At 54.1% G+C, this 23,216-nt stretch carries 22 protein-coding genes; 13 read left to right on the forward strand and 9 right to left on the reverse strand.

The window, feature by feature from the left end; translation table 11 throughout:
• The first annotated feature begins 15 nt into the window (after positions 1 to 15).
• The 3 genes from KGFNPO_RS07995 to KGFNPO_RS08005 all read left to right on the forward strand — a co-directional run bounded on the left by KGFNPO_RS07995 (position 16) and on the right by KGFNPO_RS08005 (position 2,159).
• Positions 16 to 663, forward strand: a complete 648-nt coding sequence (locus KGFNPO_RS07995) for an SCO family protein (protein WP_472634420.1) — start codon at positions 16 to 18, stop codon at positions 661 to 663.
• Positions 660 to 1,292, forward strand: a complete 633-nt coding sequence (locus KGFNPO_RS08000; RefSeq protein ID WP_472634228.1) for a hypothetical protein — start codon at positions 660 to 662, stop codon at positions 1,290 to 1,292. Before KGFNPO_RS07995 ends, KGFNPO_RS08000 begins: the two co-directional genes overlap by 4 nt.
• A 105-nt stretch (positions 1,293 to 1,397) precedes the next feature.
• On the forward strand, positions 1,398 to 2,159 hold the full coding sequence (locus KGFNPO_RS08005) for a metallophosphoesterase family protein (RefSeq protein WP_472634229.1): 762 nt from the start codon (positions 1,398 to 1,400) through the stop codon (positions 2,157 to 2,159).
• Positions 2,160 to 2,332: 173 nt separating this feature from the next.
• Here the strand turns inward: KGFNPO_RS08005 and KGFNPO_RS08010 are convergent, their stop codons facing one another.
• The 9 genes from KGFNPO_RS08010 to KGFNPO_RS08050 all read right to left on the reverse strand — a co-directional run bounded on the left by KGFNPO_RS08010 (position 2,333) and on the right by KGFNPO_RS08050 (position 11,559).
• The gene (locus KGFNPO_RS08010; RefSeq protein WP_472634230.1) at positions 2,333 to 2,539 is read right to left on the reverse strand and encodes a YgaP family membrane protein; all 207 of its coding nucleotides are present in this window, start codon (positions 2,537 to 2,539) and stop codon (positions 2,333 to 2,335) included.
• A 26-nt stretch (positions 2,540 to 2,565) separates the two neighbouring features.
• Complete coding sequence (locus tag KGFNPO_RS08015) at positions 2,566 to 5,787, reverse strand: efflux RND transporter permease subunit (protein ID WP_472634231.1); 3,222 nt, start codon at positions 5,785 to 5,787, stop codon at positions 2,566 to 2,568.
• Positions 5,777 to 6,883, reverse strand: a complete 1,107-nt coding sequence (locus KGFNPO_RS08020) for an efflux RND transporter periplasmic adaptor subunit (RefSeq protein WP_472634232.1) — start codon at positions 6,881 to 6,883, stop codon at positions 5,777 to 5,779. Before KGFNPO_RS08020 ends, KGFNPO_RS08015 begins: the two co-directional genes overlap by 11 nt.
• Complete coding sequence (locus KGFNPO_RS08025) at positions 6,883 to 7,083, reverse strand: YgaP family membrane protein (protein ID WP_472634233.1); 201 nt, start codon at positions 7,081 to 7,083, stop codon at positions 6,883 to 6,885. Before KGFNPO_RS08025 ends, KGFNPO_RS08020 begins: the two co-directional genes overlap by 1 nt.
• 182 nt (positions 7,084 to 7,265) lie before the next feature.
• Positions 7,266 to 7,580 (reverse strand): metalloregulator ArsR/SmtB family transcription factor, encoded by a 315-nt coding sequence (locus KGFNPO_RS08030; RefSeq protein WP_472634234.1) that lies wholly within the window; start codon positions 7,578 to 7,580, stop codon positions 7,266 to 7,268.
• Positions 7,581 to 7,803: 223 nt separating this feature from the next.
• A complete protein-coding gene (locus KGFNPO_RS08035) occupies positions 7,804 to 8,526 on the reverse strand; it encodes an ABC transporter ATP-binding protein (protein WP_472634235.1) in 723 nt (240 codons plus the stop codon).
• A 2-nt stretch (positions 8,527 to 8,528) separates the two neighbouring features.
• Positions 8,529 to 9,731 (reverse strand): ABC transporter permease, encoded by a 1,203-nt coding sequence (locus tag KGFNPO_RS08040; RefSeq protein WP_472634236.1) that lies wholly within the window; start codon positions 9,729 to 9,731, stop codon positions 8,529 to 8,531.
• Positions 9,728 to 10,915, reverse strand: a complete 1,188-nt coding sequence (locus tag KGFNPO_RS08045; RefSeq protein ID WP_472634237.1) for an efflux RND transporter periplasmic adaptor subunit — start codon at positions 10,913 to 10,915, stop codon at positions 9,728 to 9,730. Before KGFNPO_RS08045 ends, KGFNPO_RS08040 begins: the two co-directional genes overlap by 4 nt.
• Complete coding sequence (locus KGFNPO_RS08050) at positions 10,912 to 11,559, reverse strand: TetR/AcrR family transcriptional regulator (protein WP_472634238.1); 648 nt, start codon at positions 11,557 to 11,559, stop codon at positions 10,912 to 10,914. Before KGFNPO_RS08050 ends, KGFNPO_RS08045 begins: the two co-directional genes overlap by 4 nt.
• Before the next feature lie 107 nt (positions 11,560 to 11,666).
• Between KGFNPO_RS08050 and KGFNPO_RS08055 the strand changes: the two genes are divergently transcribed.
• The 10 genes from KGFNPO_RS08055 (at position 11,667) to KGFNPO_RS08100 (ending at position 23,023) form a co-directional block, all read left to right on the forward strand.
• On the forward strand, positions 11,667 to 12,110 hold the full coding sequence (locus tag KGFNPO_RS08055) for an OsmC family protein (RefSeq protein ID WP_472634239.1): 444 nt from the start codon (positions 11,667 to 11,669) through the stop codon (positions 12,108 to 12,110).
• A gap of 356 nt (positions 12,111 to 12,466) precedes the next feature.
• The gene (nosZ, locus tag KGFNPO_RS08060; RefSeq protein WP_472634240.1) at positions 12,467 to 14,398 is read left to right on the forward strand and encodes a TAT-dependent nitrous-oxide reductase; all 1,932 of its coding nucleotides are present in this window, start codon (positions 12,467 to 12,469) and stop codon (positions 14,396 to 14,398) included.
• Between the two features lie 481 nt (positions 14,399 to 14,879).
• Positions 14,880 to 17,099, forward strand: a complete 2,220-nt coding sequence (locus KGFNPO_RS08065; RefSeq protein WP_472634421.1) for a 4Fe-4S binding protein — start codon at positions 14,880 to 14,882, stop codon at positions 17,097 to 17,099.
• Between the two features lie 47 nt (positions 17,100 to 17,146).
• Positions 17,147 to 18,400, forward strand: a complete 1,254-nt coding sequence (locus tag KGFNPO_RS08070; RefSeq protein WP_472631360.1) for a nitrous oxide reductase family maturation protein NosD — start codon at positions 17,147 to 17,149, stop codon at positions 18,398 to 18,400.
• A complete protein-coding gene (locus KGFNPO_RS08075; RefSeq protein ID WP_472631359.1) occupies positions 18,372 to 19,310 on the forward strand; it encodes an ABC transporter ATP-binding protein in 939 nt (312 codons plus the stop codon). The genes KGFNPO_RS08070 and KGFNPO_RS08075 overlap by 29 nt, the downstream gene beginning before the upstream one ends.
• Positions 19,294 to 20,118 (forward strand): ABC transporter permease, encoded by an 825-nt coding sequence (locus tag KGFNPO_RS08080; RefSeq protein WP_472631358.1) that lies wholly within the window; start codon positions 19,294 to 19,296, stop codon positions 20,116 to 20,118. Before KGFNPO_RS08075 ends, KGFNPO_RS08080 begins: the two co-directional genes overlap by 17 nt.
• A complete protein-coding gene (locus KGFNPO_RS08085) occupies positions 20,115 to 20,657 on the forward strand; it encodes a nitrous oxide reductase accessory protein NosL (protein WP_472631357.1) in 543 nt (180 codons plus the stop codon). Before KGFNPO_RS08080 ends, KGFNPO_RS08085 begins: the two co-directional genes overlap by 4 nt.
• A 26-nt stretch (positions 20,658 to 20,683) precedes the next feature.
• The gene (locus KGFNPO_RS08090) at positions 20,684 to 21,334 is read left to right on the forward strand and encodes a hypothetical protein (RefSeq protein ID WP_472634241.1); all 651 of its coding nucleotides are present in this window, start codon (positions 20,684 to 20,686) and stop codon (positions 21,332 to 21,334) included.
• A 98-nt stretch (positions 21,335 to 21,432) separates the two neighbouring features.
• Complete coding sequence (locus KGFNPO_RS08095) at positions 21,433 to 21,888, forward strand: c-type cytochrome (protein WP_472634242.1); 456 nt, start codon at positions 21,433 to 21,435, stop codon at positions 21,886 to 21,888.
• Positions 21,889 to 22,123: 235 nt separating this feature from the next.
• The gene (locus tag KGFNPO_RS08100) at positions 22,124 to 23,023 is read left to right on the forward strand and encodes an FAD:protein FMN transferase (RefSeq protein ID WP_472634243.1); all 900 of its coding nucleotides are present in this window, start codon (positions 22,124 to 22,126) and stop codon (positions 23,021 to 23,023) included.
• Positions 23,024 to 23,216: the final 193 nt, after the last annotated feature.

Raw genomic sequence — 23,216 nt, forward strand, 5'->3', positions numbered from 1 at the left:
CGTAGCGTGTACAAAATGCTGGCTGCGCTACTGTTGGTATTGGGCCTCGGGATCGGGGCTTTTTACCAGGTGACGGATGGATTTCGCGTCGTCACCAGTGAGCAGTCACGCCGGCTTTCCATTGCCGAGCGGCCAAGGCGCATTCCGGATGCCGCGATCCGGTTTGAAACCGGCGCTGCGGCATCGTTGGCACAGGCGCTGCGTTCGGATGGACGCACCGCCATCGTCAATTTTATTTATACCCGTTGCAATACAGTGTGTTCAGCCATGGGGACTGAATTTCAGCAATTGCAGCAAACCATCCATGCGAATGGGCTGGAGCATCGGATTCGATTATTGAGTATCAGTTTCGACCCACGCGATACGCCTGAACAACTGGCCCGCTATGCCCAGCGCATGCACGCGCAAGCCGATGTATGGCAATTTGCCAGCGTGCCCGATACCCGGCAGCGTCAGGCTTTGCTAGATGCTTTTGGCATCATGGTCATCCCTGCGCCTTGGGATGAATTTGAGCACAATGCGGCTTACCATGTGGTGACGCCCCATGCGCAGCTGTCGCAAATAATCGATATCGGCCAACCGGACGCCTTGTTGGCACAGATAGCGCTGCCGCCGCAGTTACCACCTTTAGTGCAGTTGCATGGTATCGATCAGGGGCGATGAAACAATCTAACCAAGGACTTTTAGCCGCGTTATTGGGCGCGTTGCTGCTGACGATTGCGGCCGCGTTCAGATTTACGCTGGAACGCTCAATGGCTTTGCATATGCTGGTGCAAATGCCCATGCTGCTGGGCGCGGGTGTTGCGTGTGCGTTCGCTCTACGCAACGCATGCAGCGCACAAAACACCCCGATCAGACTGCAACGCGGCATCGCTCGCCTGGCCGCTTATCGGCTCTGGAAAATGGACGAATACGGGATTGTCGCGCTATCCTTTTTTTTACTGCTGAGCGCGTATTGGATGATCCCCAAGGCGCTCGATGATGTGCTGCTGTCGCCCGCAGCAGAAATCCTGAAGTTCGCCACATTCTTCATCGCCGGCCTGGCGCTGCCCGGCACTTTGCTGCGCGCGAATCGGGTTACCCAGCTTTTCTTTCTTGGAAATTTTGCCTGGATGATGGCAATTGTCGGCATGCTGTATCAAGACACCACGGTCAGGCTGTGCAATGCTTATTTGTTGGATGATCAGCTTATAGCGGGCAGGGGCCTGGTTGTCTTGTCGATAGCGATCCCGGTGCTCTGGTTTATACATACGGCCCGAACCGGAGGTAAAAAAGAGTGGGGTATTTTTTAAACTGCTCTAAAGTAATGCGTAAAAACATAATATTTACATGGTACCCATGTAAGTATTACATTCCAAAAATCTTTGGCCGAGTTTGCTTGATGAGCGAAAAATATTATGCGCCTGGCTATTCTTTCTGATCTGCACCTGACGGTCGCCGCAATGCCGGTGCCGGAGTCTGATTGCGATCTGGTGATTCTGGCCGGCGATGTGGCGCGGCCGCAGCAGGCGATAGACTGGGCCCGGCAATTTGCGGTGCCGGTGATTTACGTTCCCGGTAATCACGAATTCTACGGCGCCAGTTTGAGCGGCGTCCTGTCCGCATTACGGCAGAGTTCCCATGGCAGCAACATTCATGTGCTGGATCGGGATGAAATCCGCATCGGCGGCGTGCGCTTTCTTGGGTGTACGTTGTGGACCGATTTCCGCCTGTTCCCGACCGCAGAGATGCGCGCCGCCTCGGTTGCCGAAGCCAGCCAGTCGATCAGGGATTTCAGCCGGATCACGGTAGGCGATGCTGCCGATACGCTGTTCAGTCCTGCCATTTCGCGCGGGATCTTCGATCAGTCGGTCAGCTGGCTGGAGACGAAATTTGCCGAGCCTTTTAACGGCAGCACCGTCGTGGTCACGCATCACGCGCCTTCCCGCGGTAGCATCAATCCGAAATACGCCGGTTCCTTGTTGAACGCCTGTTTTGTATCCGATCTCGACGCGCACATCGCACGCTGGAAGCCGGCGTTGTGGGTGCATGGCCATACCCATGACAGTTATGACTACCAGGTTGCAAACACCCGCATCGTTTGCAATCCGCGCGGCTATGCGCGTGACGGCATCGCCGAGAACGCCGCGTTCGACCCCGCACTGGTAATTCAAGTGTAAGCAATGCTGCTGCAGCCCATTGCTCCAGCAGCGCATCCAAGCGCTCTGTTGGATTAATTTTTAGGTAAATTGGCCTGGGTATTTTTTGAGTGGCAATATAATTATGCGGATTTGGCATGGTTTTATCGCATACCGATATGAGTACATGCAGGATGCGCGACCTGCGTTGGGCGTCAGACTTGCCGCACGCCGAGCTTTTTCAGGAAAATCTCCAGCGGGCAAAACTGGGTGAATCCGCTTTGCAGCAGATTGGCGCCGACAAAAACAGTGAACCACAAAAAGGTTTTGCTGACGAAAAGTGGGCTCTCCGGCACGCCCAGTGCCAATGAAGCCAGGATGAAAATCCCGGCGAAAATGCGCACCATACGGTTGGTATTCATGGCAAACCTTCCTCAAATAATATGAATCAAGCAAACTTGTTCCGGTTGGCCGTGTAATACAGCACCGGAATCACCACCAGCGTGAGCAGGGTGGAAACAAAAATCCCGAAAATCAGCGATATTGCCAAGCCATTGAAAATCGGGTCATCCAGAATGAACAGCGCGCCGATAATCGCGGCCAAGCCGGTCAGCACAATCGGTTTGGCGCGCGCCGCGGTTGCATGGACGATGGCGTCGACAAACGCAATGCCTTGGGCCACCTGAAGATTAATGAAATCGACCAGCAGAATCGAGTTGCGCACGATAATTCCGGCCAGCGCGATCATGCCGATCATCGAGGTGGCGGTGTATTGCGCGCCGAGCAGCGCATGGCCCGGCATCACGCCGATGATCGTCAGCGGAATCGGCGCCATGATGATCAGCGGCGTCAGGTACGAGCCGAACTGCGCCACCACTAGGATGTACACCAGCACCAGACCGACCGCATAGGCCAGGCCCATGTCGCGGAAGGTTTCATAGGTGATCTGCCACTCGCCATCCCATTTCAGCGCGAACTGGCGATACGGGTCGGACGGTTGCCTGATGAAATATTCGCCCAGCGGCGCACCTTGTGCGGCAGTCAGACTACCGAGCTTGCCACGTACTGCAAACATGCCATACAGCGGGCTATCGAGTTTGCCCGCCATGTCGCCCATCACGTAGGTCACCGGCAGCAAATCCTTGTGATATATGGTTTTTTCGCGCGTGGTCGGCTGTACTTTGACCAGTTCGGACAGCGGCACGTTGTCGCCGTTGGCGGACTTCACCGTCATCGTCAGCAGAGTGGCCAGCCGGGCCTGTTTTTCCGGCGGCAGGTTCAGCCGCACCGGCACGCTGTACTTGGATTGCCCGTCGTGCAGCGCCGTAATGTCTTCGCCGTCCAGCCCAACCCGCACCGTTTGCACCACGTCGGCGGCAGCGATGCCCAGCAGCGCCGCCTTGCGCTGATCGACCCGCAACACGACTTTGGGTGCGTTGTCCTCGATCGAATCGTCGATGCCGATGATGTCGGCAGTCTGGCTGAATGCCTGTCGCACCTGTTTCGCCAGCGCATGGCGGCCGGCCTCGTCGGGGCCGTAGATTTCAGCCACCAGCGGCGACATCACGGGCGGGCCGGGCGGAACTTCGACTACCTTCACTTTTGCGCCATGCCGGGCGGCAATCTGCTCCAACGGGACGCGCACCGCGCCGGCGATTTCGTGACTCTTGCGATCACGCTGGTGCTTATCGACCAAGTTGACTTGCACATCGCCGAATTCAGGAGCCTGGCGCAAATAATATTGCCGCACCAATCCATTGAAATTGATCGGCGCAGCAGTGCCGGCATACGCCTGCACGTCGGTGACTTCGGCTACCGTTGACAGGTACGCGCCCATTTCGTGCAGTACGGCGGCGGTATTTTCGACCGGTGTGCCGACCGGCATATCGACCACGACCTGAAATTCCGACTTGTTATCGAACGGCAGCATCTTCAGCACCACCAACTGCACTGCAGCCAAACTGACCGAAATCAGGATCGCCAGCAACACGCCAGCCCATAACAGACGCCGGTTGCGCGTCGCTTTTTTGGCTGCCAGAAACGGCAGCAACAAGATGCTGAACCAGCGCTGCAACTTGCTGTCGGTATTGGAAGAATGGGCGGCAGTGGCAAGGTTCTGGTGGGAAAGCCGGTGCGCCAGCCAAGGGGTGACGGTGAACGCAATCGCCAGCGAGATCAGCATGCCCATGCTGGCATTGATCGGGATCGGGCTCATGTACGGCCCCATCAGGCCGGTGACGAAAGCCATCGGCAGCAACGCTGCAATCACGGTAAAGGTGGCAAGTATGGTCGGCCCGCCGACTTCATCGACTGCTGCCGGAATGATCTCGGCCAACGATTTATCCGGGTAAAGCTGGCGGTGCCGGTGAATGTTTTCAACCACCACAATCGCATCATCGACCAGAATCCCGATGGAAAAAATCAGTGCAAACAGCGATACCCGGTTCAGGGTAAAACCCCAGGCCCAGGAGGCGAACAAGGTTGCTGCCAGGGTCAGGACGACGGCAATGCCGACAATCGCCGCTTCGCGCATGCCCAGCGCGAAAAACACCAACACCACTACCGCAGAGGTAGCAAAAATCAGCTTCTGAATCAGCTTCATCGCCTTGTCGTTGGCAGTTTCGCCGTAGTTGCGCGTGATGCTGACTTCAACTCCGGCCGGAATCACGGTATTGCGCAGTTCAGCCACGCGCTGAACCACTTGCTGCGCCACCTGCACCGCGTTTTGGCCCGGCTTTTTGGTGATCGTCATCGTCACTGCCGGGAATTCGCTACCCGTTTTAATATTTTTGCTGGCGGTTGCTTTGCCCACCCCAAACCAGACATATTTAGACGGTGGTGCCGGCCCATCGACAATTTGCGCCACATCCGACAGCGAGACTGGATTGCCGGCGGTGACGCCGACGATCAACGCACCGACTTCTTTGGCATTGGCGAGGAAATTGCCGGTCTGGATTTCCAGCGTGGCGTTGTCTGATATCAGCTGACCGGACGGCAATGCGGCATTGACGCCCAGCAGCGCTTGCCGGATGTCGCCCACGGCCAGATGATAGGCATTGAGCCGGTCGATGTCGAGCAGAACGCGCACTACGCGCCCCGGGCCGCCGATGGTGCTGACTTCACGCGTGCCCGGCACCCGTTTCAATTCAACTTCCATCGCGTGCGCCACACGTTCCAGCGCATACGCGCCGCGCTCGGCATCCTTGGTCCAGAGCGTCAGCGACAGCACCGGAACATCGTCGATACCCATCGGTTTGACCAGCGGTTCGCCGACGTTGAGTTCGCGCGGCAGCCAGTCGCGATGCGAGTGGATGGTGTCGTACAGCCGCACCAGCGCTTCGGTGCGCGGAATGCCGACCTTGAACTGGGCGGTGATGATCGCCATGCCGGGTTTGGAGACGGAAAATACATGCTCCAAGTCCTGAATTTGCGAAATCACCTGCTCGGCAGGAGTCGCCACCAGGGCTTCGACGTCTTTGGCTGAGGCACCGGGAAACGGGATCAGCACATTCGCCATCGTTACATTGATTTGCGGCTCTTCTTCGCGCGGCGTGACCAGCACCGCGAACAAGCCGAGCAGCAGCGCCACCAACGCAATGAGCGGCGTCAGTTGCGAATGCAGGAAGAATTTGGAAAGACGACCGGCAATACCCATATTCTTATTTATCATCGAGTTGTGCCGTGGCGCTAGCGCTGGAAATCAAGCCCGCCTTGATCGGGTCCTGGGCGATACGTTCGCCAGCGCGCAAGCCGGCCAATACTTCGATAAAACCGTTGGCAGACGTTTCGCCAACGCGAATCTGGCGCAGTTGCGGCTGCGTGCTACCCAGAACATAAACCGCAGTCACTTCACTTCTGCGCAGTACCGCTTGCGCCGGCACGACCAGCTTGCGCACCATGCCGGTGACAAAATAGGCGCGGGCAAACTGCCCTGGAAGCAATCCCGCCACTTGACCCAGATCCAGCCGCAGCTTGGCGGTATGGGTGCGGCTGTCCGCCAGCGGAATCAGCGTGATTTGCCTGGCGGTGACGGATTGTTTCAGGGCAGGGAACTCGACGCGGGCCGGCATTTGCAGCTTGATGTCGCGCAGACTCGATTGCGACAGCGTCGCAGTCACGCGCATCGCGGCCGGATCGAACAACGTCACCAGCGGCAAACCGGGCGTGGCCATGTCGCCTACTTCAACCGAAGTGGCGCCGACTACGCCCGCATACGGCGCGGTAATAACGGTGAATGTTTTGGCGGTGGAGGCCTGACCTGCGCCAGCTTGCAACGCAGCAACGCGGGCTTGCGCCACGTTGTAATCAGCCTGGGCCTGATCCAGCCCGGCTTGGCTGATGAATTTCTGTGCAAACAGTTTTTTGCTGCGCTCGAAGCTGCGCATTGCATTATTCAAGCCTGCCTGCGCTTCTGCGACCTGACTCTGGCTGCCCGACAGTGCTTGTTGTGCGGCGCGCGGGTCGATGCGCACCAGAATTTGTCCGGCCTTGACGCTGTCGCCGGGATTGACTCTGAGTTCGACGATTTGGCCGGAGATTTGCGCTGCCAGCGTTGATTGACGCACCGCTTCGACAACGCCCTCGGCGCTGATCGTTTCCGGGACATCGCGATAGGCGACACTATAAGAAGCTGTAGCCGGCTGCGCTGCAGCGGCAGTTGCAGTTGGCCCGAATACCGCACCCAGAAAAAACATCGCTGCAACCATGCCCCAAGTCTGGGTTGCCAACGCGATCCGCTTAGGGGATTGCTTGCAGCGATTTTGCATCAGTCTCTCCGCATCTTGCAGGTGCGGATGCCAAATGGCAGATAAGCCGGACACCATCCGATAAAACCGGTCAGCAACGGAACGAAGCCGAGCAGCGCCCACCAGCGTGTGTTTTCGCCCAGCACAAAGAACAAACTCAAAATGACCAGCCCAGCGATGATGCGAATACTGCGGTCGATGCCACCTACGTTGTGTTTCATTGCAGACTCCCGGTTGTTGTAAAAATAAAATGACTTACGGAACAGCGATAATGCGCTGCATTGCTTTGAGTATTAGATACTCCCATGTTGTTTTTAAATAACATCTATTTGCCGCATATAAACAATGCGGTAAGTAAAAATACCTTATCTAGTATGCTGATTTTCTATCACAACGAGCCACTTCACTCAATCGGGCAATACAAGCCGTACAGCGTGTTGAGCAAGGTCAGCGCGGGTCCTTCATCCAGTTGATAAAAAATCTTTTTACCCTCGCGCCGGGTCGAAACAATGCCTTCATTGCGCAACACGCTTAATTGTTGCGATAACGTCGGTTGGCGAATCCCCAGCAATTCCTCAAGCTCACTCACGCACGCTTCGCCCTGTGTCAGTTGGCACAGCAGCAGCAGGCGATCTTCGTTTGCCAGCACCCGCAGCATCGTCGTGGCTTGCCCGGCGGCTTCGCGCATTTGCGCAATGTTCAGTGTGGTTGTTTTCATGAATTTCTTTAATTTGATACCCAAATTCAGTACGCTTTATTTTAAAACATATTATAAAAAAACGATATATTAATTTGTATAATTTAAATGCCGAGAATGACGGAATTTAAGTAGTCGAGGCCGCCGTGCCTACCGCCAGGCGCAGGCACGAAGGCCTGCACTACCGGTTAATCAATAATCTTTTTACGTATCTAAATGCGTATCTAAAGATTAAAAATAAAGATTAAAAATCTCGCCCTTCGCCAGCCTCTTCATAGGTTTTGCCATCACGTATGTGGTAAATCCGCTTGAAAGTGGGAATGATTTTTTCGTCATGTGTGACCACCACGATGGCGGTCTGATATTTCTGCGCCATGTCATTGAGGATGCGCATGACGCCCAGCGCGCGTTCGCTATCGAGCGGCGCGGTGGGTTCATCCGCCAGAATGACCGGAGGGCGGTTGGCTAGGGCGCGGGCAATCGCCACGCGCTGTTGCTCGCCGCCGGAAAGCTCGGACGGACTGGCTTTAATGCGGTGCGCAACATCCAGCGCTTGCAGCAGTTCCAGCGCCCGGGCGCGGGCGACGCCATTGGGTTTGCCCGCCAACATCGGCAACAGGGCCACGTTGTCGGTGACATCGAGAAACGGAATCAGGTAGGGCGCCTGGAATACAAAGCCGATGCTGTCGCGCCGCAGCGCACGCAAGTCCTTGATGCACCATCTATTCTGGTCAAAGATCGTTTTCCCGTTGAGCAGCATGGTGCCGCCGGTGGGCTCGATCACTGCGCCCAGGCATTTGAGCAGGGTGCTCTTGCCCGATCCGCTGGGACCGATCAGCCCCACCACTTCACCCGGATATACGGTCATGTCGACACCTTTGAGTGCCTCGAAAGCGGTGTCGCCTTCGCCGTAGCGTTTGCGTAGCCCGCGTAATTCGATTGCCGGAGTGCGTATTTGATTATCCAATCTCATCCTCCAATCGCGGTTGCAGGATCGACCTTGAGCGCGGCACGAATCGCCATGATGCTGGCCAGCGCGCACACCGCCATCACGGCCAGGAAACCCAAAATGGCGTCTGAACTCAACAGCAGCACATATTTGGGAAAGAACGGCGTCCACAAGGTGGCTACGATTTTGCCGATGACAAAGCCGATAACGCCCAAGCCCAGCGATTCCTGCAAAATCATGCCGGCGATGGTGCGATTGGTGGTGCCAATAAGCTTGAGCACCGCGAGTTCCCGAATTTTGCCCATCGTCATGGTGTAAATGATGAAGGACACGATGGCGGCGCTGACCACGGCCAGAATGACCAGAAACAAGCCGATCTGTTTGGCTGAAGTGGCAATCAGTTTGGCTACCAGAATTTCCTTCATCTGGAGCAGGGTATATGCCTGCAGATGCTTCCAGCGCCGTATATTCTCTGCGACTTCAGTTGGATTCCAGCCGTCTTTGACGCGCACCAGAATCGCATTGACGCTATGACTGGTGGTCTGCAACCCTTGGACGGCTTCCAGCAAACCTGGTGCTCCGGGCCGGTTGAACGCCGGATTGGCGGCGCTGCGCGCGCGTTCGTTCAAGATGGCGTCGTTATCCTTTTGAAATTGCGCTTCCTGCGCATCTTTTAGCGCAATGAATAGCATCGGATCGCCGCCCGACGAGACCATGCGTTGGGTCAGCCCGACCACGGTGTATTCGTGCCGTCGAATTTTGATGCGGTCGCCGAGCTTGAAGCCGGTTTTACTATCGGCTACGGCTTCATAGTGACTGCGGGTAATAAATCGGCCCTGGCTGAGATACAGCGGTTGCCCCGGTTGATCAGGCTCGAAGCCGACTGCCATCACGCGCACATCATGCGCATCTTGTCCCGTCTGCTGTACCTGCATGGTCAGGTAGGTGACGTTGGCTGCCTGGGCAACGCCGGGCAAGCCTGAAATTGTCCGATAGATATCGTCGCGCAGGCTGGAAGGCTCCGCATACGGGCCCAGCGTATCCTGCTGCACTACCCAGATATCGGCACCGCTATTTCTTAATAGAACGTGCGCATCATCCACCATGCCGCGGTAGATTCCTGCCATGGAGAGTGTCACGCCGATCAATAAGCCCAATCCAATCCCGGTATACACGTACTTGGCCCAGGAGTGCAGGATGTCGCGTCCGGCCAAGCTGATCATTTAACGCCCTTTGCGAGGGATTTCACGATGCGGACTTTGTCGCCTTCATGCAATTCACGCTCGCTATGCACGATCAGCTGGTCGCCCTTTGTCAGTCCTGACAATACTTGCACCTTGCCATCCAGTGCGCGCTTGCCAATACGGATCGGCTGGAACTTGAGTTGCCCGTCACGCAATTGCCAAACGCCGTCCACGCCGCCGATTTGGCGCAGTGCCGCATTGGGAATGGTCAGAGCTGAGGCAATGACCGGCAACGTAATCGTGATTTCGGACAGTTCGCCCAGTGTGATTGCCTGCGGGATCTGGTTGAAAGTAACGCTTGCCAAACGCTCCTCCGTCAAACTGTCGCTATTAGGTTCAATACGCGCAATTTTTCCGTCAAAGGCGTCGTGCGGGTGCGAACGCAATAGCACGCTGGCAGGCAAGCCAGTTTGCAGTCCGCCAGAGCGCGCCTGGTCGATCCGTGTTTTAACCCAAATACTGGCGGGATCGATCATCCGTACCACGCTTTGTCCAGCCACCAAAGTGGTGCCCGGTTCTGCGTCGCGCGCTGTCACGATGCCGGCAACCGGCGCTTTGAGCAAAAGATTGCTGCGCTGCTTGCTTACTGCCGCCTGTTCTGCGTCCAGACGGCCGATTTCCTGTCTGGCTGCATCCCATGCGGCGCGGGCAGTGGCAACCCCTGCTTGCGTCGACATCGCCTCTTGCTGCTTGGCCTCGACCGCAGAAGGGCTGAGGAATGCCTGTTTGCCCAATGCTACATAACGTGCGGCATTGCTGGCGGCAACCTTGTGACGTGCTTCGGTGTCACGAATCTGCGCCGCAGCGCCCTCGACTGCATAGCGCGCTCTTTGCAGCGCAGATTGGGCCGCTGTGGCGCGTTCATCAAGGTCGACCGGGTCCATTTCAGCGACCAATTGTCCCGCTTGCACTGCGTCGCCTACATCCACCAACACGCGTTTGACTCTGCTGGCAGCGGTGGGGCCAATGGCATAACTGCGTTGTGCCTCGACGGTGCCGATGCCAAAAATAGAAGTGTGCAAGTCGGCGATTTCTGCGGTGGCAGCGGTTACCCGGTTTGGCGCCATTGGCCCGTATTGCAGCACCAGCCAACCCAGCCCGATCACGATTAAGGCAGCCAGCCCGGCTAGTACAAATTTTTTCGGAAAAAGAGAGCGCGTCATGATTTCTCTCTTTTTTCTATACCAGTTAAAAAAACCTCCAGTACGCCTTCGGATAGTTTGCCCATATCTGCCGTTGCGCCGGATGCCATTGATTGCATTACGAGCCCCTGGATCGCGCCTAAAAATAGCGCGCTTGCGCATTCGATCTGAAGCTCGGCTGCGACTTGTCCTTGCAGTTTTGCTTGTTGCAAAAGGCCCATTACAGTTTTCCTATGACCTTGCAGGATGACCTGAACCCGTTGCTTGAGTGGCGAGTCGCCCGGCTGTTGCAACGTATGAAAGATGATGCGCGGAACCCCTGGATACGCTTCAACGAACCGTACATGTGCTCTGAAAACGGCCCGCAAGGCCTGTAGCGGATCGGGCGTTGATTGGGCCGCTTCTCCAATCTTGCCCAGCAAGCTTTGCTGCACCCAGTCCAGCACGGAAAGCCAGATAGCTTCCTTGGTTGGGAAATGGCGAAATACCGCCCCTTGCGTAAGGCCAATCGCTTTTGCAATGTCCATGGTGGTGATATCGGCGGGGCTGCGATGCGCTGCCAGCGTTAATAAAATTTGAACAATATCGGCTTGGCGTGCTTCAGACGACAGCCTGGATTTTGGGCGCTCTGTATTTGGCATTTTTATTTTTAAGTAAGTAATCAATTACTATCTTATTGTAAAAAGGAGTAATATTCAAGTCGTTTCAACGGCCAGGAATGGCGCTGCGAATGCAAGTTCGGCCGGCAATAATCCAACAAAGGAAAAGCAAAATGATTGAAACAGTAAGCATCACCATCACGCAGAAAGAAAATTATCAATTCCTGGTGGATTTCGGCGATGCGGTTCCGGATTTGCTAGTGGATGAGCCGGCACCGATGGGCGAGGGGAATGGCCCGGCGCCGGCGCACATGTTGTTGACTGCAGCTGCCAATTGTCTATCGGCGAGCTTGCTATTTTCGCTGAAAAAATACGGGCAGGATGCGGGCGGTATCACAACCAAGGCGACTTGCACTATCGACCGTAACGCCAACAATCGACTGCGCGTGTTGCAGATCGACGTCATGATTCAGTTCGCTCAGGATGGCGCGAGTATTAAGCATCTTGATCGCGTGCTGGGGCAGTTTGAAGAATTTTGTACCGTTTCCCAAAGCATTCAGGCAGGAATTCCGATCAAGGTAAGCGTAACGGATGGAAACGGTGTTTGCTTGAAGTAGCTTTAGTGGCGCGAGTTATATTTTCTGACGAAGGTTAGATGTGCTTTTAACTGCAATTGCTAAGGCAGTCGAAATGGCACTGTAAGGGCAAGAATATAAATATATTTCGAACAAGTTTATTGATGGTAATTCTTTTATATCAATATGTTACGAAAAATTACAATTCTGTCTCCGCGCCTTTTCTTTGAGTGTATATTGCACAAACTTGAATTGATAAATGGGATTTCCATATTGATATGGATCATGTTTTTTATCGTTTCTAAAGTTGATAATGCGTAGGGTGGCATTTGAGAAGCAAATAATATGCTCAGCCCGAAGTTCAACTAACTAATAGCAAGCACAAAGGAAAAGCTCAGATGGATAACGTTGAGAAGAAGATGGTGGTTGAAGATGCACCGAAGCTCGGAAATCGGCGCAGTTTTCTGGGACGCAGTGCGTTGCTAGGATTGGCTGGTGCAGGTGTATCGCTTGGTTTGAGCGGCTGTAAGGAAGAAGTCGCTACGAAGAAACCTGTGAGCGCGGCTAAACCCGTTTCCGGTGGTGGTATTGAAATTGCTCCTGGTCAACTGGATGAATACTATTCTTTTACCAGCGCAGGACATGGCGGAGAAATGCGGATATTGGGCATGCCTTCCGGTCGTACCTTAAAGCGGATTCCAGTATTCAATACCGATTGCATGTTGGGCTGGGGCATTACCAATGAATCAAGAGCGATCATGGGCACCAAGCCCGATGGCACCCTCCTGTACACAACTGGCGATACGCATCATGTACACGGCAGCTACAAAGATGGCACCTATGATGGTCGGTGGCTGTTTGTCAACGACAAGATTCATTCTCGATTAGCACGCGTTCGCATGGATACGATGGAGTGCGACAAGATTGTCCAACTCCCTAACGTGATGGGTTTCCACGGCAATTTTCCGGACAAGCGCGATCCTGTTGATGCGGCAATCAATTACACAACCCGAGTTTTCTGTGGTTCCGAATTCCATATCCCGCTGCCTAACGATGGCCGCGATCTGGATGATCCGAGCAAATGGGGCTGCATGCTCACCTGTGTGGATGCCAGCACGATGGAAGTGCGCTGGCAGTGTCGCGTCGACGGCAATTTGGATCTGGTGGCTACGTCCTACGATGGCAAATTCGCTGCCGCGAATCAGTACAACACAGAAAACGGCGCAACCTTGACCGAAATGATGGCGGCCGAACGCGATGCCTGCGTATTTTTTGATGTGGCGCGCGTCGAAAAGCTGGTCAAGGATGGCAAGTTCACCATGATCGGTTCGTCCAAAGTGCCGGTGGTCGATGGCCGCAAAGCTGCCAACCCGGACCCGAAAACATCAATAACTTGTTATGTCCCAGTCGGAAAAAATCCGCATGGCGTCAATGCCAGCCCGGACGGAAAGTACTTCGTTTGTTCCGGCAAGCTGTCGCCAACTGCCACAGTAATTGACCAATCTCTGGTGGCTAAATGGTTTGCTGGCGAACTGAAAACTGAACGTGATGCAGTCGTGGCAGAGCCTGAGGTCGGCCTCGGTCCACTCCATACCTGCTTCGATGGTAAAGGCAATGCATACACTTCGCTGTTTCTGGATAGCCAGACTACAAAGTGGAATGTTGACAAAGCGATTGCACAGTTCAAAGGGGATAAATCGGTAAATCCCATCATCGAAAAAATAGACGTGCATTACCAGCCCGGCCATCTCTATTCGTCGATGGGTGAAACTAAAGAATGCGATGGGAAGTACATGAATTCGGGGAATAAATTTTCCAAGGATCGTTTTCTGCCAGTCGGACCTTTGCATCCTGAGACAGAGCAGCTGTTTGACATCAGCGGCGAGAAAATCAAGCACCTTGCAGATCATTCCGCGTATTCAGAGCCGCATGACGGCATCATCGTGCGACGCGACCTCGTCAAAACGCGACAGATATACAACTTGGAAGATTTTCCAAATGTGGTCAAGCCGGAGACCGCCGGTATCGAACGCAAGGGCAACAAGGTTCATGTGCGGCTGATGTCGCAGGCGCCAAACTACAGTATGCCTATCATCAAGGTAAAAAAAGGTGATGAAGTCACCATCACTTTGACCAACTACGACAAGGTTGAAGATTTGACGCATGGTTTCGCACTTCCAACCTATAACATTTGCTTTGTTGTAAATCCGCAGCAAACTCAATCGGTCACTTTCAAGGCCGATCATGTTGGCGCTTTCTGGATTTATTGCACCCACTTCTGCCACGCATTGCATCTCGAAATGCGTAGTCGGTTCCTGGTAGAAGCGTAAAGTTGTAATGCCGCGCGCTGGTAACGGCGTGCGGCACCTGTCGGTTGTATATTTGGCTGTTGTCACACCTTACATTTGTTCCATATTGTTTTACTCAGTGAAAATACGGCGGTAACGCCTATAAATTTTGCTGAGATGGTATTCCACCTCAGCAAATCTCTGCCGATCAGATCGGTCACAGCATGAAATAATGCGGATACAAGTCAAATCATGCTCTTGGCAAATTCTTTACTATTGCGTGTATGCATTAAAATGCTGTGTTATCCGCACGTATTCATTGTCTAATTAAAAATACTCCATGCTTTATGGCTGTGATGTGGATTTGCAAGGGATTTGTTGTTGCGGCAGAACGAGCTAAAGCTCGCGGATACTTTTTTTGTATCGTCGCTCACAGAATGACGTGTGCCATCAGTGCGCGCGTCACTCAATTTATAAAAGTTCGGTAAATTTTATGAAACATATTTTTGATCGTAGCTACTTGCTGCGCGTGGTTTTTAAGACTGCCCTCGCATTGTTAGTGGGATTTGCAGGCTTGCTACTCGCGACTCACGCCCGCGCCTCCATCTACGACGCCGAACTATCGGCGGAACTCATGACCGGTCCGGATCTTTGTGCCTCTGCGCCATGCCGTGACGTGATGCCATCGGCCACGCAATTCTCCAAGCGCAAGGGACGGCCCAGCTACGTCGAGGCTTACGCGGAAAGTAAGGGTGAATCAGGGAATAAGGGCGAACAGAAGCAATTAGTCGGTTATGTGTTCTTGTCGACCGATGTGGTGGATATTCCGGCCTACTCCGGCAAGCCGATCGTGACCCTGATCGGCATGGATACGAAGGGCATCATTACCGGCGTGCGGGTGCTGAAACACTCGGAACCGATCTTGCTGGCAGGTATTCCTGAATCGGTATTGCTCAAATTTATTAAGCAATATATCGGCAAATCAGCCGACGCCAAGCTGGTCATTGGCCAGGGCCAGAATGACAATGGTGCGCAGAGCCTGGACGCCATCAGTGGCGCGACTGTTACCGCCATTGCCGAAAATCAGGTAATTTCCCGCAGCGCCTATGCCATTGGCCGGCAAGTAGGGCTCATCAAAAGCGTACCCAGGCCGCCGGCCAAATTTACCGCATTCAATGCCAAATTGAATTGGGAAGATTTACTGAAGGAAGGCAGCGTCCAGCACATGCTGGTGTCGGCCGAAGATGTAGGCGCAACTAATCTTGACCAGCCCTATATGGATTTGTATTTCGGCTACCTGAATGCGCCGGCGATCGGCACCAGCCTGCTCGGGGAACATGGCTATAAACGCCTGATGGCAGATTTGAAGCCGGACGAGCACGCCATTTTCATTATCGCCAACGGCCAGAGCTCATTCAAGGGTTCAGGCTATGTGCGCGGCGGGATTTATGACCGGATTCAGGTGCGTCAGGACCCGGAGACTTTCACCTTCCGCGATACCGATTACCAGAATCTCTACCACTTGCAGCCAGCCGATGTGCCGGGTTTCAAGGAATCCGCCATCTTCATTATTCGTTCCGCCAACTTTAACCCGGCCTGGCCGTGGCAGTTGACATTCCTGGCCAACAAGACCGACGCCCAAAGCGGCAGCAAGACATTCATCCATTTCGATCAGGAACTGTGGTTGCCGGCCCAATATCTGGAAGGCGGCCGCCCCAAGATTGAACGCCCGCAAGCCGTATGGGAAGGGATTTGGCTAGGTCGGAAACTGGAAATAGCGTTGTTCGTGCTGATTCTGGGATTTACCGCACTGATGTATTCGCAACGCGACAAGCTGGTGCGCATATCCAGCCGCAAGCATAAGCCGTGGATTTCCCGGCCGCGCCATCTGTTGTGGATCGCCAGTGTTGTCTTCCTGGGCTTTTATCTGAAAGCTCAGCCCAGCATCACACAAGTGCTGACCTGGTTCCATTCGCTGATTCACCAGTGGAAGTGGGAATTGTTCCTGTCAGACCCGTTTATTTTCATCTTCTGGTGGTTCATCATCATCACCGTACTGCTGTGGGGCCGTGGCGTGTTTTGCGGCTGGTTGTGCCCGTTCGGCTCGCTGCAGCAACTGGCGTTCAGCGCCGGCAAGATGCTGGGCCTGAAAAAATTCCAGCAACTGTTGCCAAAACGATTGCACGACAAACTCAAATGGATCAAGTACGGCGTCTTTTTCGTGCTGCTGGGAGTGTCGTTCTATTCGATGGAAACGGCCGAGCATCTGGCCGAAATCGAACCGTTCAAGACTACCTTTTTAGTCGGCGTGTGGAACCGTACCTGGCCATTCTGGCTGTTTATCGGCGGCATTCTCGGCTTGTCTTTCCTGAGCGAGCGGCCGTATTGCAAATATATTTGTCCGCTCGGCGCCGGTCTGGCGATTCCCAGCAAATTGCGCCTGTTCGGCTTGAAGCGCAAGACCGAATGCCAAACCTGCCATGCCTGCGCTACCGGTTGCGGTTCTCACGCGATTGACGCGGCCGGCAAGATCGATCAGACCGAATGCATGCAATGTCTCGACTGCATGGTGTTGTATTACGACGATCATGCATGTCCGCCACTGGCGAAAGAGCGCAAAACGCGCGAGAAGCTGAGCTTGCCGCTGACCCCTATCGATGCCAAGGGTTACTTTATTCCACTGGACAGCGTACGTCGCAATCTGTCTGAAAAAACCGCACAAATGGCGGCCAAAAATCCGTGACCCGACAAACAACAAGCGGTTCACTAAAACGGTTGGGTAGTATCGCAATGCTGGCAGCCTGGCTTGGCCTGGCTGGCGGTACTGCCTGGGGCGCTGTGCTCCAGGTGCAGGCAGGTCAGTCGATCGCTGCGGCGCTAGCTGCGGCCAAATCAGGTGACACCGTGCAGGTGGCGCAGGGCGACTACCACGAACATCTGGTGATCGATAAACCGCTTACCTTGCAGGGCATCGGCCGGCCGACCATTAGTGGCGGAAATACCGGCGACGTCATCCGCGTGCGTGCCTCGGACGTGACAATCAAAGGCTTGATCGTGCGCGACAGTGGCATAGACCTGACTGCGCAGAACGCCGGCATCTACATCCAGCCCGGTTCAGACCGTGCCACGGTGCAGGATTGCGATCTGGTCTATAACTTGTTTGGCATCTGGCTGGAAAAATCTACAGACTCGCGCATTGAACACAACGTGATTACCGGCAAACGCGATTTGCAGTCGGTACTAAGGGGTAATGGCATTCAGGTATACAACACTATCAGAGCCAAAATCATCGACAACAACATCAGTTACAGTCGCGATGGTCTCTATGTGGATGTTTCGAAGGATGCACTGTTTCGCGGCAATAAAATTCATCACCTGCGTTATGGTAGCCACTTCATGACGACCGACGACAGCGTCTGGGAAAACAACGAGTCCTATCTCAATCAAGGGGGCTTGGCGCTGATGGAAGTGCGTCGATTGACGGTGCGCCACAATATTACCTGGGGTAATACCGACCACGGCATCATGCTGCGCACGATTCAGGATTCCGTGATTGAAAATAACATCGTGGCAGGCAATGGACGCGGCTTTTTTATCTATGACGCCGAGTACAACACGCTGGAAAAAAACCTGGTGATCGGTAACCGGATCGGCGTGCATTTGTCGGCCGGTTCCTACAACAATAAGGTCAATGGCAATGACTTCATCGACAATCAGTCGCAGATCAAGTACGTTGCCGCGCGCGATGTCGAATGGGGCCTGACACAGGGTAATTACTGGAGCAATTACAGCGGCTGGGATCAAGATGGCGATGGCATGGGTGATGTTACCTACGAAGCCAACGACGTGGTGGACCGGCTCAACTGGCAATACCCATTGATCAAACTACTGTTGTCGAGCCCGTCGATGCAGACATTGCGTTTTGTGGCCCGACAGTTCCCTGTGCTGCGCGCTCCCAGCATCGTGGACAAGCATCCGCGTATGCGCCCTTTGAATCAGGATTGGAGACGGTGGAGTGACAAACAACCCCCTGCAACTGAATAACGTCACCAAACATTTTGGTGATGTGCATGCTGTCAACGGCATTAGCCTGTCGGTTGCGAAAGGCGAAATGTTCGGTCTGATCGGCCACAATGGCGCCGGCAAGAGCACACTTTTCAAACTGATGTTGGGACTAATCCCAGCCACCAGCGGTGAAATCCGAATTCACGATGCATTGATCAGCGGCCGTGATTTCAGGCAGATGCGGCGCCGTATCGGCTACTTGCCCGAGAGTTTCGTGACCTACGACAATCTGACCGGCTTGGAAGTGTTGCGCCTGTTCGCCGATTTGAAGCAGGTGCCGCGCAATACCTGCGATGCAATCCTGGCGCGCGTTGGACTGGCAGATGCGGCCGGGCGGCGGGTACGCGGTTATTCCAAAGGCATGCGGCAGCGACTGGGTTTTGCCCAGGTGCTGCTGGGTAACCCGGATCTGATTTTTCTCGATGAGCCGACCAATGGGCTCGACCCGGAAGGGATTCACGAGTTTTACCGCATTTTGCGCGATGTGCAGTCACAAGGAGCGACCATTATCATTACCTCGCACATACTGGCGGAGATTCAAGGCCGCGTCGATCGCCTGGTGATTTTGAACTCCGGTCAAATCGTCGCACAGGGAACGCTGACGCAATTGCGCTCCCACATGGTGCTGCCTTCTGTCATCGAGGTCACGCTGCGCGCCGGCCACGAGACGCAGATGCGCACCGCCCTGGACGAGTTGGCTGGGCTGGCAGGGTTGGAGTGGCAGTTCGATAACGAGTGCGTGCGAATTTCCTGCCCGGCGGCAAGCAAGGTAAGCGTACTCGCCAAGATCATGGCGTTGTCCGATGCCGTACGCGATATCGTGGTGCATGAACCGTCGCTGGAAGACCTGTTTCTCGGTTATGGAGAGCGCAATGTCCAAGCGCATTGAGTGGGCGCAGGTGCGCGTCATTGCCACCAAGGAGTTTCGGGACCGGCTGCGCAACTTGTGGGTGGTAGCGGTTGCCGTGATATTCGCCCTGTTTGCACTGGCAATTGCCTATCTCGGCTCAGCGCAACTGGGCTCGGTCGGCTTTCGCGGCATCGATGTCACGATTGCCAGCCTGGTCAGCCTGGTCATTTATCTGGTGCCGCTGATTGCATTGATTATGGGTTACGACACCATCGTCGGCGAGAAAGAACGCGGCTCGCTGGAGTTGCTGTTGTCGATGCCGATTACCCGTTTTGAGATATTGCTAGGGAAATATCTGGGTCTGTCAGGTGCACTGGCCAGCGCCACTGTGATCGGGTTCGGTGCCGGTTTGCTGCCGCTGGCTTCCCAACTGGGAGTGAACGACCTGTATCACTATACCGGCTTCGTATTGAGCGCGATTCTGATGGGCATGGCTTTCTTGAGCCTGTCGTTATTGGTGTCGGTAATCGCCCAGGATCGGATGCGCGCCAGCGGTGCGGCCATCATGCTGTGGTTCTTTTTCGTGCTGATCTTTGATCTGCTGCTGATGGGTGCATTGGTCGTCAGCCAGGGAAAACTGGACAGTGCGGTTTTTGCCGGATTACTGATGCTTAATCCCGCCGATGTCTTCCGTTTGCTGAATATTTTCAGTTCCGATCAGGTGCAAAGCATGTATGGCCTGGCAACCGTGATGCCGGAGAGTCTGACCAATCCCGCAATATTGGTCAGCATTATGTTGGGCTGGATCGTGCTGCCATTCATATTTACGCATTGGAGATTCAAATGAAATCGAAAATAATCGGCTGGCAAAAATCTCTGCCGGCGCCGCACAAATTGGCAAGCAGTCTGGTGCTCTGCATCTTGCTGGCTGCCTGCAATCAGGCTACGCCCAAAGTGGTAGCGCTGGAGCCGACCAGCGAGACAGCTTGTGAACTCGACGGCATGATACTCAAGGATTATCCGGGGCCCAAGGCGCAGATCCATTACGCGCAAGGCAAGCCTGAATTTTTCTGCGATCTGATGGAGCTGTTCTCGATGTTGCTGGTGCCTGAACAAAAGCGTTCGGTTACCGGCGTGTTTGTGCAAGATATGGGCAAGACGGCATGGGAACATCCCGACGGAAACTGGATCGATGCCAAGAGCGCCATCTATGTGGCAGGAAGCAAAAAAACGGGCTCGATGGGACCTACCTTGGGGGCGTTTTCCAGCATGCAGGATGCCGAGGCTTTCGTCAAAAAAGAGGGCGGAAAAATAGTGCGCTATGCGCAGATGACGCCGGATATGCTCAATAAGAGTGGCGATGCAACGCACGATACAGCGATGTAACATTAAAAGCTAATTAAGGATAAATGATGGAACAGGACGCTTTGATGGACCCCGTGAATGCAGAATCGCTGCAGGCACTGTATGCAAAAACAGCCTATATGCTGCGCGAATCGCGCAAGGAAGTTTTGCGGCGATATGCGGTTGATAGTGAAGCGGACTTGTTGGAGAAAATAAAAAATGGTGAGCTCAGCGAGCACCCTGCATACGATCATTATCTGAGCGCCTTGATTCTCGATCAAACCCGCATGCAGGTACGCGCAGAGATGATGGAGCAGTTTGGTGATACGCCTGCCGGGACTGCTGAGCCTGCGGTATGCCTGCATCTGATATTCAAAGAGCAGCTTGAAGAACATTACGCCGAGCGCCTGGTCGAACCGGTGCGTCTGGCGCAGGATGCCCTGACGCTTTCCTTTGATACCGGTTTGATGATCGAACTGCGTTATTTCAGCAGCGAAGAATATTCCATAAACTGGAGTTGGGGCGAAGCAGAACTACGCATGGATACGGCCCCCGTGCATGTGACTTGCACCACGTTTCCGCTGCATGTGCATGATGAAAACGGTGTAGTAAGGGCTGGTCCAAGTGTTGACCCTAGTCTGGATAGTTGGCACAATTTTTCCGGGTTATTGGATACTTTGTTGTTGGACCCGCTGCTGGAACGTATTGAATCTTTGTAGCAGGAGTTGTGCGCTGCCAGAGATACATTGGTATGATTCAGCGCGTGATGCATTGCATTGCATCGGAAAATTTTTAATTCATATTGGAGAATAGACACATGAAAACACTTAAATTCTTGCCGCTCGCCATTGCTCTTGTCATAGCGGGCTGTGGTGAAAAAACACCGCCAGTAGCGGAAACGATGCCAGCGGCCCCGGCTCCTGAAGTGGCAACTGCTCCTGCCGCTCCTGCACCAGTTGCACCCGTTGAACCAGCAGCACCTGCCGCTTCTACCGGGTCAGCCCCAGTTGCGAGCGCAGCAACAGGCGATTTAGTCAAGGGCGAACAAGTTTATACCGCCACTTGCTTGGCATGTCATGGAGCCGGAGTACTGGGCGCGCCGAAATTTGGCGACAAGGCAATGTGGGGTCCACGCATTGCACAGGGCATTGATACGCTGCACACCAATTCAATCAATGGCATCAGAATGATGCCGCCTAAAGGTGGCAATGCCACCCTGAAGGATGAAGACGTTAAGGCTGCAGTCGATTACATGGTCAGCAAGGCTAGCTGATGATTCAAGGACGCGAACGACTGCACGAAACAGATGCACCGTTCGTGTCCTTGCACGATTAGCCTCGCACTGATGCAGGCGTATTTTGTAAAACCCCCCGGAATCAGGCGTTATGATCAAGCGTAATTTTTACCACACTCTGTTCAGTACATTGTTATTGGTGCTACTGAGTGGATGTACCAACAAAACTGTTGAAACTACTTACAGTACCCAAGGCAATGTGTTTGGCACTTTGGTGAAGATAAGTATTTACGGCGAACCGGAAGCGCGCGCGAACCTGCTTGGTGCGCAAGTATTGCGTGAATTCGACCGGCTGCACCACAAATTCCACGCCTGGCAGCCGAGTGCGCTGACAGCGCTCAATGACAGCATTGCCCGCGGCGAATCCTATCAAGCTGACGCTGAAATGGTGGACATGCTCAAGGCAGCCACCAGCCTGGCTGAACATTCGGATAATCTGTTTAATCCTGCCATTGGCGGCTTGATTCGGCTCTGGGGATTTCAGAGTAGTGATATCACGCCGCATGGGCCGTCATCTGCCGCAATTAAACGTTGGGTCGATGCCAAGCCACGCATGACCGATCTGAGCTATGACGGCACTATTATTTCCAGCAGCAACAGGTCCGTAATGCTGGACTTGGGCGGGTATGCGAAAGGGTATGCGCTTGATCAGGCCGCCAAAATTCTGCGCGCCGAGCACGTCAAGGCGGCACTCATCAATGTAGGCGGCAACGTCCTGGCAATAGGGCAGCCCGGAGCCCATCCTTGGAAAGTCGGCATCCAGAATCCACGTGGAGAAGGTACGGTAGCGATCGTGGAGTTGCATGACAATGAAGCGATAGGCACCAGCGGCGATTATCAGCGGTATTTTATGCAGGACGGCAAGCGTCGTCCCCACATCATCGATCCAAGGACAGGAGAAACTACCGATCTGGTAGCGTCGGTCACGATCATCACTTCTGGCGGCAATGATGCCGGTACTCGTTCTGATGGAAATTCCAAGCCGCTATTTATTGCTGGCCCGCTGCACTGGAGGGCGTTCGCAGAGCGCTTGAACTTGAAGGAAGTCATGCTGATCGACACTAACAAAAATGTGGAAATGACGCCAGCCATGCGCAAACGCCTTATGCCATAAAGCTACAGTACTGGGTTTTTCGCATCTATTTCTTAAGCCAACAGTCATCTGGAGTACATGCATGACTGCTCTGAGCATCATATCCAAGGAAAGTTCTGTCGACAGCTTGTGATTGGCTGGTTTGTGCGATCATTTTTACACAAAAACAGAAACCGAATTCGATCGGCCATATATATAGCCTCAAAGGCATACA

The organism is Gelidimonas diazotrophica (assembly GCF_055694025.1).